The 14,498-nt window shown below is 65.9% G+C and carries 8 protein-coding genes and 1 pseudogene; 3 read left to right on the forward strand and 6 right to left on the reverse strand.

What is annotated here, in order from left to right; all coding sequences use genetic code 11:
- Positions 1 to 6: 6 nt before the first annotated feature.
- The 4 genes and pseudogenes from IPH07_33375 to IPH07_33390 all read right to left on the reverse strand — a co-directional run bounded on the left by IPH07_33375 (position 7) and on the right by IPH07_33390 (position 8,272).
- Entirely contained in the window at positions 7 to 2,493 is a 2,487-nt protein-coding gene (locus IPH07_33375; protein ID MBK6922331.1) for a S8 family serine peptidase, read from the reverse strand.
- A 1,862-nt stretch (positions 2,494 to 4,355) separates the two neighbouring features.
- Positions 4,356 to 5,775: pseudogene (locus tag IPH07_33380) on the reverse strand (IS3 family transposase).
- A 302-nt stretch (positions 5,776 to 6,077) separates the two neighbouring features.
- Entirely contained in the window at positions 6,078 to 6,305 is a 228-nt protein-coding gene (locus IPH07_33385) for a hypothetical protein (GenBank protein ID MBK6922332.1), read from the reverse strand.
- Positions 6,306 to 6,358: 53 nt separating this feature from the next.
- Positions 6,359 to 8,272 (reverse strand): hypothetical protein, encoded by a 1,914-nt coding sequence (locus IPH07_33390; protein MBK6922333.1) that lies wholly within the window; start codon positions 8,270 to 8,272, stop codon positions 6,359 to 6,361.
- 392 nt (positions 8,273 to 8,664) lie between these two features.
- Here IPH07_33390 and IPH07_33395 point away from each other — a divergent pair, with 392 nt between their 5' ends.
- The 3 genes from IPH07_33395 (at position 8,665) to IPH07_33405 (ending at position 13,465) form a co-directional block, all read left to right on the forward strand.
- Positions 8,665 to 10,350, forward strand: coding sequence for a benzoyl-CoA-dihydrodiol lyase (locus IPH07_33395; protein MBK6922334.1), 1,686 nt, complete (start codon positions 8,665 to 8,667; stop codon positions 10,348 to 10,350).
- A 57-nt stretch (positions 10,351 to 10,407) separates the two neighbouring features.
- Positions 10,408 to 11,829: a benzoyl-CoA 2,3-epoxidase subunit BoxB gene (boxB, locus tag IPH07_33400; protein MBK6922335.1), complete on the forward strand. Its 1,422-nt coding sequence runs from the start codon at positions 10,408 to 10,410 to the stop codon at positions 11,827 to 11,829.
- A 211-nt stretch (positions 11,830 to 12,040) separates the two neighbouring features.
- On the forward strand, positions 12,041 to 13,465 hold the full coding sequence (locus tag IPH07_33405) for a hypothetical protein (GenBank protein ID MBK6922336.1): 1,425 nt from the start codon (positions 12,041 to 12,043) through the stop codon (positions 13,463 to 13,465).
- Positions 13,466 to 13,603: 138 nt separating this feature from the next.
- Here IPH07_33405 and bfr read toward each other — a convergent pair whose 3' ends face one another.
- Entirely contained in the window at positions 13,604 to 14,071 is a 468-nt protein-coding gene (gene bfr / locus IPH07_33410; GenBank protein ID MBK6922337.1) for a bacterioferritin, read from the reverse strand.
- Positions 14,072 to 14,183: 112 nt separating this feature from the next.
- Positions 14,184 to 14,384, reverse strand: a complete 201-nt coding sequence (locus IPH07_33415; GenBank protein MBK6922338.1) for a (2Fe-2S)-binding protein — start codon at positions 14,382 to 14,384, stop codon at positions 14,184 to 14,186.
- Positions 14,385 to 14,498: the final 114 nt, after the last annotated feature.

Consider the following 14,498-nt stretch of genomic DNA (forward strand, 5'->3'; position numbering starts at 1 on the left):
ATCCTCCTAATCACCGCCGCCATCAGGCTCATTGTCCACTTCAGACGTGGCCATGCAGAAGACATGAACAACCGCAGACCCCGAACTACTCACCCATTCTTTGTCGACGGTCACCTCGACGCACGTGTCCTCCACGTTGACCAGCGAGTCCTCGAACGCTACCATTTTCTTGTGATCGTGATCAGCGTTGATGCGCGTGTAGCTAGGAGTACCGTAGCCGACCGCGCAGGTGCCATTCCCCTGCTTCGGGCGCAGGCGCAGCTCGAGATCGATGCGACTGATGTTGTCCTTTCCGGACATGTCCTCGATCGCCATCATGACGCACTTGACCTCTTCGGTGCCCGTTGCAACAGGGCCACCAAAGGCGATGTATTGCTGGTCTGCGGTACCACTGGTGAATGTGTAGGTGTTGTACGAGAGCGCACCTCCCGCAAAGCTCGGCGAGCCGTTCGAAAGCAAGCGGAGCTTCGCTCGTCCGAGACCAAAGAGGTTGTCCGCACCCACGACGTTCTTCGTTCCCGAGCTGTTGCCCCGGTCACCCATGCCGAGCATCACCGTGTGCAAGCGTCCCACGTTCGAGATCCACGTTTGGCCATCGTTCAGACCCCAGTCCTTGACGAGAGCCGCCATCCCGGCAACAGCCGGCGCGGCAAAACTCGTACCGACCCACTGCCCGGTGCTCACGCAGCCGTTGGTGCCGGAGCCCGAGGTTACGTAGTTCACGTAGGCAGATGGCGCCGCGAGGTCTGCCATGGACAACGCCCCGCCCACCGTCGTTCCGTCCGGCGACTGGATAGACCCACCGCCGCGACTCGCGTAGGTGTCGTCGATATCCATGACCGAGTACAACGTGTCGTCCGTGCTGAGCCCGTTGACCGAGAAGGTCTTGGGAATGTCCGCAGGGCTGGACATGTTGCACGACGATCCCGTCGTGCCGTTGTTCCCCGCCGATACCGCGATGAAGATGCCGTCGTCGAACGCGCCCTCGTAGGCGTCCTCGAGATCATAGCTCGAAGTCGCGTCACAGGTGGCGTTCGGATACGAATCACCATCATTCCAGCCGTTGCTACTGCTGATGATGCTCGTGAGATAGCAACTACCCGGACCGGATGGCGTGAGCTCAATGTCGATGCCCTGAAGGCAACTCGTTGACATCACGTGACGGCTCATCAGGGTGCTACCCTGGTGATCGAAGAACTGAACGACCGCCTCCTTTCCGTAGCCGCTCGCCGAGTTCTCCCACGAGGCACTGTGGTTCGTGGTGCTGTCGCAAACCGTCAAGCCTTGAGCCTGATCCTGGGTGTAGTCGCCGACAGCGATGGAGGACACGACGGTGCCGTGGTTGACGTTCGAGGCCTCCGAGTAGTTGGCTTGTGAGTAGCTCTCACAGTACTCAACCCAACACTTCCACCGGCCAAGGAGCCGTTCAGTCTCGCATCCACTGTCGTCGTCAAAGAAGCACGCTTCGTCATTGAAGTGCCACTGCTCTTGGATGCCGATCGTGATTTGTCCCGCACCGTTTTCAGCGTTGAATCCGGCGTCGATGTACGTCTGAGCGTCAGTGTAGGAGCGCGAATCTCGATGGATTCCGATCGCGCGGCTGCCGTGCGACTGAAGACCAACGTCGTCGAGATCGATCTTCGTGATGTCTTCGCGCGCCTGCAGCTCCTCCAACAGGCCCTTCGAGACAGAAGCGCCTAGCCACCCCGTGGTCCAGTGATAGACGCGGATCGTTCCGCCGCTTTCCACGATCTGTGCTGCCAATGACGACGACCGCTCCAAAAATGCTTCCTCTCGCTCGGCCAGCGCGACTTCGCGCTGTTCGACCGCGGCAGCATACGTCTCTGCGCTCCACATCCCCACCTCAGGAAGTAGCGGAACATCCCAATCGGGGGCACCCCGCAACTTGATCAGCACGTCGAGGGAGTCATCCGGTCCAGCTTCCTCGGCCGCAGCGAGGAGGGTAGGACGCACCACGAGAGGCGCATCGTCGGATGGTTCCGCAGGCGGGTCGACGTTTGGAACTCGAGTCACCCGATAGGTGTCGGTGCGCGTGCCTTCCGCGTCCACGACCGACGTTACCGTCTCTTCGTACAGGTACTCGTCCTGTAGGTGCGTATAGGGACGCGAGACCTTCCGCCAGGTCTCAAGGTCCAGCTCACCGACCTCCGTTGACGAGACCATCTCGCCACTTTCGTTCTCTACGAGAACCTTCTCGTACACCAACTCGCGTCCAGCATTAGCTGCGTCCGGATCTCGTACTTCGGTCTCGACATCGCCAGCACCGCCCGAGCTCCCTTCCTCAATCTCATCCGCGGGGAGGACTTCCGAGCGTGGGCTATGCAGCCCTCCCTCGGCACTGTCGACGGGCGCTCGGTCATCGCAGGCGGGCGCGAGAGCCAATGTGGATAGAGCCCACATGCGACGCAGGCACGTCCAGCGGTTCGCACGGGAATTGCCAATCGCAACAAGCTTCTTCGCCGAGGTTGACATGCACAATTCTCCAGACCGGTGTTTCGGTCGGTTCGTCGGTACAGATCGTTGCCACGCCGCGCACATGTCCGCGCGCGGTGGCCCAGATTGGCCAAAACTCTGCGGCCGAGCATACGGCCGATTGGGCAGATGTGTCAACCGATGATTTTGCGTCAGAAGTATGAGTTCTTTACTCGGCGTCTAGCCGGGTCTAGCCGGACAATTTGCGGCGTCGGCAATGCAACACGGTTGGCATCGTTGGGTGTCAAAGTGACGCTCTCCGGGAGAATAGTCGCGCGGTTTCCGTACGCTGCGCACCTTCGCCAGCGCTGAACCAAGGCGAGGTAAGGAAGAGACCAGCGTGATGCTTCAATAATTCGCCGGCGGCCGGGGAGCGAGCGCCACCGACCTTTCAGCTCCTGTGGCACGCTACGTCCGAAGTGGGATGGCAACGTCGCAGACGTCGTGGACGACACCAGGCGGCTCACCGCGATCGCGATTGCCCCCCTCGTCTCTCGGCCGGTGCGCATTCACTGGTTGTGCAGCTCGGCAGGAAGTCAGTCAGAAGGAAGACAGCGAGCGCTCCGTGTAGAAGCTCACAAGTGGCCATTGGATCACTCGGCTTGGACCTCAACACCGGTTACCGGGGGCCTTGAGCTACTGCTCGTCTTGCCGTGGAGGCCGTTCCCCTGGGAGAGAGTTCGTGGGCGGTCGGGTAGATCGTCGAGTAGCGACATGAGGACCGAGGGCGCGCAGCCACCCGTGTCGATGTCGCGAATCTGTGACAGGCGCACCAAGCGCAGCGCTTCGCTGCGCTTGGCATACCTGGACATGACGTGGCGGTGGTGGCATGCTCAGCGCATGGCAAGATTGTGGTCGCATCCAGCGACTTCGTTTGTTTGTCTCCTATCACTGAGCTGTTCGGACCGGAAAGGCGGCGATGAGGGCGTGGCGTCTAACACCGCCTCAAGCTCGGACGGGGATGGCGAGAACGGGAACTCCGAGGGTTCTTCCACGACGAGCGAAGCACTCGGGGTCGAGGATTGCGAAGGTCTCCTTGTCGAGGCCGACTGCAACAACGCCATGCTCGCCGATGTTGGCCAATGCATGTGGGTCCCGAGATACGCACCGGCGCCCGGCGTGACAAGCTGCGGAGCACAAGACGCAACGGAGGCGTGCGTTGGAATCATCGGTAGTCAGCAGGGATGCGGGCTGTATTCTTGTCCTGGCGATGAAGGCGTCAATATCTACTATCGACAAGCAGATGGCGGAATTGAACTGTTCGTCAGCCCTCTGTGCGGCCCGGAACCTGTCGGGGGGTGGATGGCGTGCCAGGCAAACATCCCCGAGTGTTCTTGTCCCTGCTCTGCTAATTAGGAGGCATATGAAGCGCGCATGCCTGATCCTGCATGTTACCTTGCTGGGAGTGACAGCCTGCACCCAGACTGAGCTTGAAGACTGCGAGAAGATTCAGCACGAGTCAAAATGTGAAGATGCCGATGTTGATGGCGCGGGTGCCTGTCATTGGGTCGAGGCCTATCGGCCGTCTGTGTCGGAAACCGCATGCGAAGTGGGCGAGCCGACCGGCTTGTGCGTCGGCATCGGAGGCACCCAACAGGGCTGCGGTCTCTTTGGGTGCGAGCCAGGGTCCGAAGATGAATCGGCGAACCTCTACTTCCGCCATGATGGCCCGCAGGTCGAAGTGTTCGGCAGCCCAGAGTGCGGCCCCGAGCCAGTCGGCGATTGGACCGCTTGCTCGAGCGCCGACGCGCCGGCCGAGTGTAGTTGTCTGTGCGGCGTCGCAGAGCCGCCCTCGTAGGGCCGGCGCCGCTAACTTACGATGCGGCATGTGTCAACGAGAATGAGATTTTTGGGTTGAGAGTTTAGTGAAGTCCGAGCTCGCTCTCCGAGCGATTCTCGGGTGGGTTGATCCAGACTGCCTTGGGGAGCGTGGGCACCTGCGGTGGGCCTGCGACGAAGCGCTCTGGGTTCTTCGCGAAGGCTTCGTTCATCACGAGCTGGCGCTGCGCGAGGACCTCGGTGGCGCGCCCGAAGAAGACGTCGGCGGGAGTGAGGCGAGCGATGCCGGAGTGCCGGTGCTCGTCGTTGTACCAGGCGAAGAAGCGCCGGCAGAAGTCGCGCGCGTGGTCGAAGCTCTCGAAGCGCTCCGGGAAATCTGGGTGCGACTTGAGGGTGTGGAACTCGGACTCGGAGTGCGGGTTGTCGTTGCTGACGCGCGGTCGGCTGAACGACGCCGTGATCTCGAGGTCGCGCAGCAGCTGCTTCACAGTCTTGCCCCTGGGCACGGGCCCGCGGTCGGCGTGCAGCTTGAGCGTGCCCGGTTCGATCCCGTGGCGGTTGCACGCCTCGCGGATCAGCTTCGCCGCGAGCTCGCCGCTCTCCTCGTGGGCGAGCATCCAGCCCGGGTTGTAGCGGCTGAAGAGATCGATGATCACGTACAGCGGGTAGTAGGTGTACTTCACCGGACCGCGCAGCCACGTCACGTCCCACGTCCAGACCTGGTTGGGTGCCGTGGCGATCAGTTCGGGTCGCGCGTACTTTGGGTGCCGGGCTTGATCGCGGCGCTCGCGGATCTCGTCCTGCAGCGCCAGAATCCGATACATCGTGCGGGGATGGCAGAGGTAGTGCTGCTCGTCGAGCAACGTGGCGTGCACGGTCGCCGGCGCCTTGTCGACGAAGCGCTCGGAGTGGAGCACCTCAAGCACGTTGGTCCGCTCGGCTTCGGAGAGCGCGCGTGAAGGTCGTCGACGTGGTCGGCGGGGGGCCATGCAGGGGCCGGCTGCCGCCAGCGGTACGCAGTGCTCCGCGGCACGCCGAGCGCCTCGCAGGCGACCGCCACGCCGAGCTGGTCCGCGAGTTCGTCGACCGCTGCCTTCACGTCGGCTCCTCGGTGTCGTCGCTGTCCAGCCCCAACACCTCCGAGAGTTTTTTTTGGACCTCGATGATCTTCTCGGCCTTGCGCAGCTTCTCGCGCAGGCGCTCGTTGTCACGCCGCAGCTTCTCCAGCTCGGCCTGCTCCGCCGTCTGCTTCGGCTTGGGTCCGCGTTTGCGCTCCAACGCCTTCAACGTACCCTCGAGCCTCTGCCCGCGCCAGCTCGTGAGGTGCGACGAGTACAGGCCCTCTCGCCGCAGCAGTGCGCCCACTTCGCCCGGCTTCGTGCAGGCGTCGGCATCCTGCAGCACGCGCAGCTTGTACTCCTTCGTGAAGCGCCGCCGATGCGCTCTCTCTCGGGTCTCCGTCTCGACCTTCCGTGGGTTCGCGCTCGATGTCATTTCGTACATGGTCCCTCGCGCCCCTCAGTAAATTCCGGCTCGGCAGTGTCTCATCCCTCGTTGGCACAGGGGGCGCGCTGCTCGACTGGGTACGCGCCGGGGCTCCGGACGCAATGAAGGAGCGTGAGGTCGAGCAGGCCGCGGTTCTGCTCGAGCGCGTCCTCAACCAAGAGACCGAGCCCGAGCCCGGCCGACCAAGACGAGTACAGACCCGCAGGGGCGTCGCTGGCGTCGCTGAACACCGCGTCTGCGACCCGAACATGCGCCACGGCCGAAAAATGCCGCTCACACGCCTTCAACGGCTACAAGCGCTAGATCGCGACTTCGATCGACGCGCCGCTCGTGCTCGCAGCCGAAGCGCGACCCGCCAACCAACCCGAACGCGGGGTGAACCCTCGCTCGTTGACCAAGTAGCGCCGTACGGCGAGTTCCACGAGTTCTTCATCGACCACGGCTTTCTTGCACATGCCGAGATCGCCGCGCTGGATCGAGACGGCGTGAAAGTCCGCCGTCGTCCCTGGCGCGACCAGACCAAGCATGAAGGCTTCGGCAACAGCGCCTTCAAGATCGGCCTTCGCCGACGATTAAGTGGCTACTCTCTTCGCGGACGTCGCAGAGACCAACCGAGCGCCAGCCCACCGAGCGCGAGAACGAGGCCCTCACGACCCTCGCCGGGCTGGTTGCACGCGCAGCCGGCCGGCGAGTCCATGTTGATGCTCGGATCGCCCGTGCTCGACTCGTCGGCGTCGCCGCCCGAGCTGTCCGACGGCGTGCCGGTCGGATCAGTCGTGGTGCCGCCTTCGCCACCCGACGTGTCGGCGCTCTCGACGTGCTTGATTTCGACAACGATAGGGTCGCTATACGCGTCGTTTGGGCCGTCGAACACCCTCGCGCCGAAGATGTACGTGCCCTCGGGGATGTTCGTGACGTCGTAGTCGTACGGCGCCTCGAACAGCTTGAAGTACGGCTTGGGCTGATCGTCGACACCGACCACCTGCACGTAGAGCTCGACCTCGGTCACCAGGCGATCGTCCATCGCCTCGACGTTGATCGTGAAGTCGCTGCCGGGCTCGAAGATCGCACCGTCCTCCGGGTAGGTGATCGCCGCGGTCGGCGGCGAGATGTCGAGCGGCCACGGCTCGGCCGAGCACTCGAGCGAGCCGATGTTGCCATCGGCCATCTCGGGCGAACCGCCGTCGCGGCAGGTCGGCGAGCCGCTGCCACCGTCGGGGAACTGCACGTCGATGACCGCGTGGGTGCCGAGCATGTCGACGACGGTGAACGACACGTTGCCGGTCGGGTCGGTGTACGAGTCGCCCGGCTGCATGAAGTAGCCACCGTCGCTGGCGGCCTCGAGGATGTACGGCGACGGCGAGTAGTCGTAGCTGCTCGACAGGTGCAGGAACACGCCGTCGAGACCAGCGTCGACGCCGATCGACTGACGGTACTCGAGGTAGTAGAAGCGACCGTCGCCGGAGGCGAACTCGAGCGCCTGGGTGCCGTTGCACGGCAGCTCGGTCGGCAGCAAGTTGAAGGTGCCGCTGGTCTCGGTGTTGACGACGTTGCAGCCCTCGAGCCAGCCCATGTAGGCCTTCTGCGCCACGTTCATGTGATCGCAGCCGCCGCCCATCGGGTCGTGCGGATCGCCGTACTCGACGTGCTCGCACTCGCCGTCCATGGTCGGCGCGATCACGCCGGCGGGGCAGTCGTACGAGTGCGAGTGGCCCATGCCGTAGTTGTGGCCGATCTCCTGCGCACGCACGACGCAGCCGAGGTTGCCGTTGTACCAGCTGTTGCGCGCCGGGGCCTCGACCGAGCCGAGGGTGGCAAGCCCGCCCCAGCCGCACGGCAGGCTGGGATAGAAGGCCCACATGTACTGCTTGTACTCGTCGGGATCGTGGCCGTGGTCGACGAACGCCTGCAGGCCGCGATCGGCGATCACGTCGGCGTAGCAGTCACCGGGGTCGTCGATCTGGTAGGGGCCGAACACGTCGCCCGCGATGGTCTCCTTGCCGTAGGAGTTCTCGCCGTAGAACACGTTGGTCGAGTCGCCGGCGATGAACATGTCCTGGGTGACGGTGCCGTTGTTGGGACCTTGGTTGGCCGGGTTCCAGAACAGCAGCACGGTCGCGATGCGACGGTAGGTGTACTTCTCGGGATCGATGAGCGGCTGCGGCGGCAGTGCCAGCACCTCGAGCTCGTCGATCTCGTAGGTCCGCTCGTCGAGCGGCTCGCCCCACACGCGCACGAAGGTCTCGTAGGCGAGGTCTTGCTCGACCTCGCCGGCGAGCTCGAAGACGCCGTCGGGCGTCTGCACGTGATGGGTGATGCGCGCAGTGCCGTCGTCCATCGACGCGATCCGCTTCTCGTACTTGCCCTCGATCGACCCGGCCGTGATGATGCCCGAGCGCGACAGCAGCTCGTCGCCGGGGCTGTCGCCTTGCTGGCATGCGGGCAGGACCAGGGCCGTGAGGGACAGTGCAGGGAGCAGGCGGCGAAGGGACATGCTCCCTCCCCATATCATCCTTTGCGGGCGCTCGCAGCGGCTTTGGGCGGGCGTGGCGAGGACAGGCTTTGTCGCCGCGCGCAAGCGGGTCCGCGCGTGGGTGCACGCACGATCGAGCGTCCGGAGAGCGCACGCCTCGTCGTCGGACCCGAGCGTCGCGGACCGACGGCGCGCGCCTGCATGCCGTGCGACAGCACACGATTGCCGCACGCGCGAGCCCGACCCACGCGTGCCGTGCTCGCGCCCGCCGATGCTGTGCGCTGCGGTCTCGCGGCTCCACGCGTGTGAGCCGATCGCGACGATCACACGCGCAGCCGTGCGGCTCCACACTCGCGACGTGACACGCGCGATGTCTTCGCGCGCGAGGTTCCTTGCTAGCTTCTTCGACGACGATGCACGACGTTGCCAAAGGTGCAGTGCTCGCACCTGTAGAGTTCGAAGTCGAGCCCAGCCACTACCACCACTGGAAGGTCAGCTACGACGGTGCGATCGCACGCGTGGCGATGGCCGTCGATCCGGCGGCGCCACTTCGCGACGGCTACGAGCTGAAGCTCAACTCGTACGACCTCGGCGTCGACATCGAGCTGGCCGACATCGTGCGTCGCATGCGATTCGAGCACCCCGAGGTGCGCGCGGTGGTGCTGACCTCGGGTAACGACCGGGTGTTCTGCGCCGGTGCCAACATCAACATGCTCGGGCTCTCGAGCCACGCGTGGAAGGTGAACTTCTGCAAGTTCACCAACGAGACCCGCTGCGAGATCGAGGATGCGACCGACGCGAGCGCGCAGGTGTGGCTGGCCGCATGCAACGGCACCACCGCCGGCGGCGGCTACGAGCTCGCGCTGGCCTGCAACGAGATCTATCTGCAGGATGACGGCAACTCGGCGGTCAGCCTGCCGGAGGTGCCGCTGCTGGGCGTGCTGCCCGGCACCGGCGGACTCACGCGGCTGGTCGACAAGCGCAAGGTCCGTCGCGACCGCGCCGACGTGTTCTCGACCACCGCCGAGGGCGTGCGCGGCAAGAAGGCCGTGCAGTGGAACCTGGTCGACGCGGTGTTCCCCCGCTCCAAGTTCGACGAGAAGGTGCTCGAGCGCGCCAAGGCCGTCGCCGACAAGGCCGCGGTCGGGCTCGCGCCGGGCGAGCGCAAGGGCGTCGCGCTCGGCAAGCTCGCACCCGAGATCACCGACAACGGCCGCCGCTATCGCCACGTCGCGCTCGAGTGGGACGACACCACCCGCGTGGCCAAGCTGACCGTCGCAGGCCCCACCGCCGACGACGTCGCGGTGGTCGAGCGCGGCGGCGAGGCCATGCGCACGGCCGGCAGCGATCTGTGGTCGCTGCGTGCGTGGCGGGAGCTCGACGACGCGCTGCTGCACCTGCGCGTCAATCACATGCAGGTCGGGCTGGTGATCGTGCGGACCACCGGCGACCTGCAGCAGACGCTCGCCCACGACGCCGCGCTGGTGAAGGCACGCGAGCACTGGTTTGCGCGCGAGGTGCTGCTGCACATGGGCCGCGTGCTGCGGCGCTTCGACAACACCAGCCGCTCGTTCTTCGCGTTCGGCGACGCCGGCACCTGCTTCGCCGGCTGTCTGCTCGAGCTCGCGCTGGCCTCCGATCGCTTCTACATGCTCGAAGACGAGGACCACCCGGTGCACGTCGCGGTCTCGGAGCTCGAGGAGGGCGCGCTGCCGATGCACACCGGCCTCACGCGGCTGCAGACGCGCTTGCTGGGCACGCCTGCGCAGCTCGAGGAGCTGGTCGGCAACCGCAGTCCGCTCGACGCCGAGGCGGCCGACGACGCGGGCCTGGTGACCGTGCGACTCGACGGCATCGACTGGGACGACGACACCCGCATCGCCATCGAAGAGCGCGCGAGTTTGTCGCCCGACGCGCTCACCGGCATGGAACAGAACCTTCGATTCCCCGGTCCCGAGACGCCCGACAGCAAGATCTACGCGCGCCTCACCGCGTGGCAGAACTGGATCTTCATCCGTCCCAACGCGACCGGCCCGGCCGGCGCACTCACCCTCTACGGGCGCCCGGAACGGCCCCAATTCGACTGGCAGCGCGTGTAGTCGACCCACGGTCGGACCACACCAAGTGCACGCTCACAAGGAAGAGACCCGCACACCATGACGACTCCGAATGTCGATCTCGATGGCAAGATCCCCAACAACGTGGGGCTCGCCGACGATGTGAAGCTCCGCCGCGCGCTCGAGACCTGGCTGCCGCAGTACCTCGAGTGGTGGAACGACATGGGCCCCAGCGACTTCGCCGACAAGCCGGTGTTCCTGCGCACCGCCGTGTCGGTCGAGCCCGGCGGCTGGGCCCACTACGACTACGTGAAGATGCCCGACTACCGCTGGGGCATCTTCCTCGACCCGAGCCCCGAGGCCGCGCTCATCAAGTGCGGCGACGACACCGGCAAGCCCGCATGGGCCGACGTGCCGGGCGAGCACCGCAACACCCTGCGCCGCATCATCGTCACGCAGGCCGACACCGAGCCGGCCAGCGTCGAGCAGCAGCGCATGCTCGGGCACATCGCACCCAGCCTCTACGACCTGCGCAACCTGTTCCAGGTCAACGTCGAGGAGGGCCGTCACCTGTGGGCGATGGTCTACCTACTGCACAAGTTCTTCGGCCGCGACGGTCGCGACGAGGCCGACGAGCTGCTGCTGCGGCGCTCGGGCAACCCCGACAAGCCGCGCATCTTGGGCGCGTTCAACCAGCCCTGCGACCACTGGCTGTCGTTCTTCGCGTTCACGATGTTCACCGACCGCGACGGCAAGTACCAGCTCGCGGCGCTCTCGGAGAGCGGCTTCGATCCGCTCGCCCGCACCACGCAGTTCATGCTCACCGAGGAGGCCCACCACCTCTTCGTCGGTGAGACCGGCATGGACCGCATCGTGAAGCGCTCGGCCGAGCTGCAGAAGCTCGACAAGAACGGCGACGTCCGCAACCAGGGCGGCATCGACTTCGACCTCATCCAGCGCACGATCAACTACTGGTACACGTACAGCCTCGACCTGTTCGGCGGCGAGATCTCGAGCAACGCCTCGACCTTCTTCGCCACCGGCTTGAAGGGTCGCTACCGCGAGGACCAGTACTCCGATCACCGCGCCATCGACGGCAGCTACCGCATGCCGGTGGTCGAAAGCGGCAAGCTCATCGAGCAGGACGTGCCGGTGCGCAACGCGATGAACGAGGTCTTGCGCGACGCCTACGTCGCCGATTGCGAGCGAGCGCTGCGCAAGTGGAACAAGACCCTCGAGGCCGCCGGCTCGCCCACGCGCCTGTCGCTGCCCAGCCGTCGCTTCCACCGTCACCAGGGCATCTACGCCGAGAGCAGCTTCGATCCCGCGGGCAACCTCATCAGCCGCGAGGAGTACGAGGCCAACAAGCACAAGTGGATCCTGGTGCCCGAGGACAACGCGTACCTCTTGTCGATCATGAAGCCCTGCTACGAGCCGGGGAAGTTCGCCAACTGGATCGCCGCGCCGAACAAGGGCATCGAGGGCAAGCCGGTCGAGTTCGAGTACGTCCGCCTCGACTAGCGCCACCTCCCCGGCGCGCCGCCGCGCAGACACCCCGCCGGTCGCCGCTCGCGACCCGCGGGGTGTTTCGTTTCATGAGGTTCGGCGCGCGCGGTTGCACGCGCCCGAGGGGTTCGCCGCGTCATGCCTGGTGGCGCAAGCTCCCACCGAACTTCGGGTCGGCCCGCACGAGCGCGACGCCGCGCGCGAAACCGTGGCATTCCAGTTCGCAATGACTTCACGCCACGCGTTCTCCTTGGGTTTGCTCAGCTTCGTCGTCGTTGCCTGCGGCGGTGACGACGGCACCACCACCACGACCAACGCCGGCTCGGACAGCAGCAGCGGCAGCGCCGACTCGAGCAGCGGCAGCGTCACGATGACGAGCACGACGGTGGCCGACTCGAGCACCAGCGACTCGACCACGATGACGTCGACCACCGCTGCCACCACCGGTGACGAGTCGAGCTCCGGCGGCTCCGAGTCGGGCGGTTCGAGCTCGGGTGGCTCGGACTCGTCGGGCGGCTCGAGCTCCGGCGGCTCCGAGTCGAGCTCGGGTGGCGCAGTGCTCGATGCCGACGGCGACACCATCCTCGACGACACCGACAACTGCGTCGTGATCTTCAACCCCGATCAGAGCGACATCGATCTCGACGGCGTCGGCGACTTCTGCGACGACGAGATGATCGACGACGGAGTCACGCTGTACATCCCCGTCGATGCGGTCGTCGATCTCGGCGGGCTGCTCTGCTACGAGCAGGTGCAGATCAACGGCACGCTGCATGTGCTCGAGATGGCCGACGGCGGCGTTGGCACGCTGGTGATCGTCGCGGACCGCGTGGCGCTGGCCGACGGTGGCGTGATCGATGCCGAAGGTGCCGGTCCGGTCGGTGGTCAACCCAGCCAAGGCGTGACGCTGGGCGGCTTCGTGGGCGACGGCGTCGGTGGCTCGTGCGGCGGTGGGCCCGGCAACTCGGTGGGTCAGGGCGGCACCGGCGGAACCTACGGTGGCATCGGCGGGGCGCCGGGCGACACGTATGCCGTGGGCAACGCCTGTGATCTCTGCAGCGAGGCGACGATTGCCCACTGCGAGGGCGCGGCGGGATCGATCTACGACAGCGATGACGGCATCGACGTCAGCGTCGGCTCCGGCGGCGGCGCGGGCGGCAACTCGGCGGGTTGCAGCGGCGCCGGTGGCCGTGGTGGCAATGGCGGCGGCGGCGTGGCGATCGTGGCCAACGAGTGGGCGCACATCGACGGCGTCGTGCTCGTCGGCGGCGAGACCCCACCTGGCGACGAGAGCCCGTGTGGCTATCGCCCCGGTGGTGGCGGTGGCTCGGGCGGCGGCTTGCTGATCGCTGCGCCCGAGATCGCCGGTGCGGCCAGCGGCGTCCTCAATGCCCACGGTGGCAACGGCGGCGACAGCCCCGGTGACGTCGGCGCCACGTGGGGCTGGGGTGGCGGTGGCGGAGGCGGCGGGCGCGTGAAGCTGTTCGCCGACACCAACACCTTCGCCGGCGTGATCGACGTGGGTGGCGGCGCGGGTGGCGAAGCACCCGGCGACTCCAACAGTGCCGTGGGGCTGCCCGGTGACGACGGCGTCGCCGGTGGCGACAGCTCGGTGCCGCCCGAGTTCATGGGCTTGGTCTGCCCCGCCTAGCTCGTCGTCGTCGACGGGGCGCCGCGTCCATCGACGGGGCGCTCCGCAGCGTGGACGCCCTGCGCCCGAGCGCTACTTCACCCGCGCCCGAGCGCTACTTCACCCGCGCCCGAGCGCTACTTCACCCGCGCCCGAGCGCTACTTCAGCTGCTGCGCGAGGTAGTGCTTGGTGCCGATCTGTTCGATCAGCTGCAGCTGGGTCTCGAGCCAGTCGACGTGGGTCTCCTCCGACGCCAGCATCGTCTCGAGCAGATCGGCGCTGGTGATGTCGCCCTCTTCGCGGCACAGCTTCACGCCCTTGCGGAAGCGATCGACGGCGTCGTACTCCATCTTGAGATCGAGCTCGAGCTGCTCCTGCACCGTCTCGCCGACGGTGATCTTGTGATAGCGCTGCACGTTCGGCACGCCCTCGAGGAAGAGGATGCGCTCGATGAGCGCGTCGGCGTGCTTCATCTCGTCGATGGACTCGGCGCGGATGTGGCTCGCCAGGACGTTGAAGCCCCAGTTCTGGCACATCTTGGCGTGGATGAAGTACTGGTTCACCGCCGTCAGCTCGGCGGTCAGCACTTCGTTGAGGACGTCGATGACGTTGGCGGAGCCCTTCACGGCCGCGAACGTAGCACGCGCGCGCAGTGGCTGACGATCGGGCGCGGGCGCATGCCCCTTCGCGGCAATCGAGAACGAAAGTCGAAGTCGCTCCCGGCCGAGCGCGCGTCGTTCAACGCTTGAGCGGAACGTCGCTCTGACCGCGTGCGGTGCCGGCGGACCCTTGGATCAGCTCGCGGATCTGCTGCACGCACGCGCCACACCCCGTGCCCGCCTGACACGCGGTGGCGATGCCCTTCACCGTGCAGTTGCCACGGCGGATCTCCGCTTGGATGGTGCGGCTCGAGACCGCCTTGCACAGGCACACGATCATGATCGCGAATCCGGGTCGAAGCAGCGGCCGCGAGGCCGGGCGGTCTTGAAAGTGATTTTCAAAACCACTCAATATGTAACGCGAGGGCCCGCGCGGCGCAAGCCGATCGATGTG

The organism is Deltaproteobacteria bacterium (genome assembly GCA_016709225.1).
Lineage (GTDB): Bacteria > Myxococcota_A > Polyangia > Nannocystales > Nannocystaceae > Xiheibacterium > Xiheibacterium phototrophicum.

Coding starts and splice junctions, on each gene's coding strand:
- IPH07_33415 (MBK6922338.1), bottom strand. CDS start 14,384: ATGATCGTGTGCCTGTGCAAGGCGGTCTCGAGCCGCACCATCCAAGCG.
- boxB (MBK6922335.1), top strand. CDS start 10,408: ATGACGACTCCGAATGTCGATCTCGATGGCAAGATCCCCAACAACGTG.
- IPH07_33390 (MBK6922333.1), bottom strand. CDS start 8,272: ATGTCCCTTCGCCGCCTGCTCCCTGCACTGTCCCTCACGGCCCTGGTC.
- IPH07_33395 (MBK6922334.1), top strand. CDS start 8,665: ATGCACGACGTTGCCAAAGGTGCAGTGCTCGCACCTGTAGAGTTCGAA.
- IPH07_33385 (MBK6922332.1), bottom strand. CDS start 6,305: ATGCTTGGTCTGGTCGCGCCAGGGACGACGGCGGACTTTCACGCCGTC.
- IPH07_33405 (MBK6922336.1), top strand. CDS start 12,041: ATGACTTCACGCCACGCGTTCTCCTTGGGTTTGCTCAGCTTCGTCGTC.
- IPH07_33375 (MBK6922331.1), bottom strand. CDS start 2,493: ATGTCAACCTCGGCGAAGAAGCTTGTTGCGATTGGCAATTCCCGTGCG.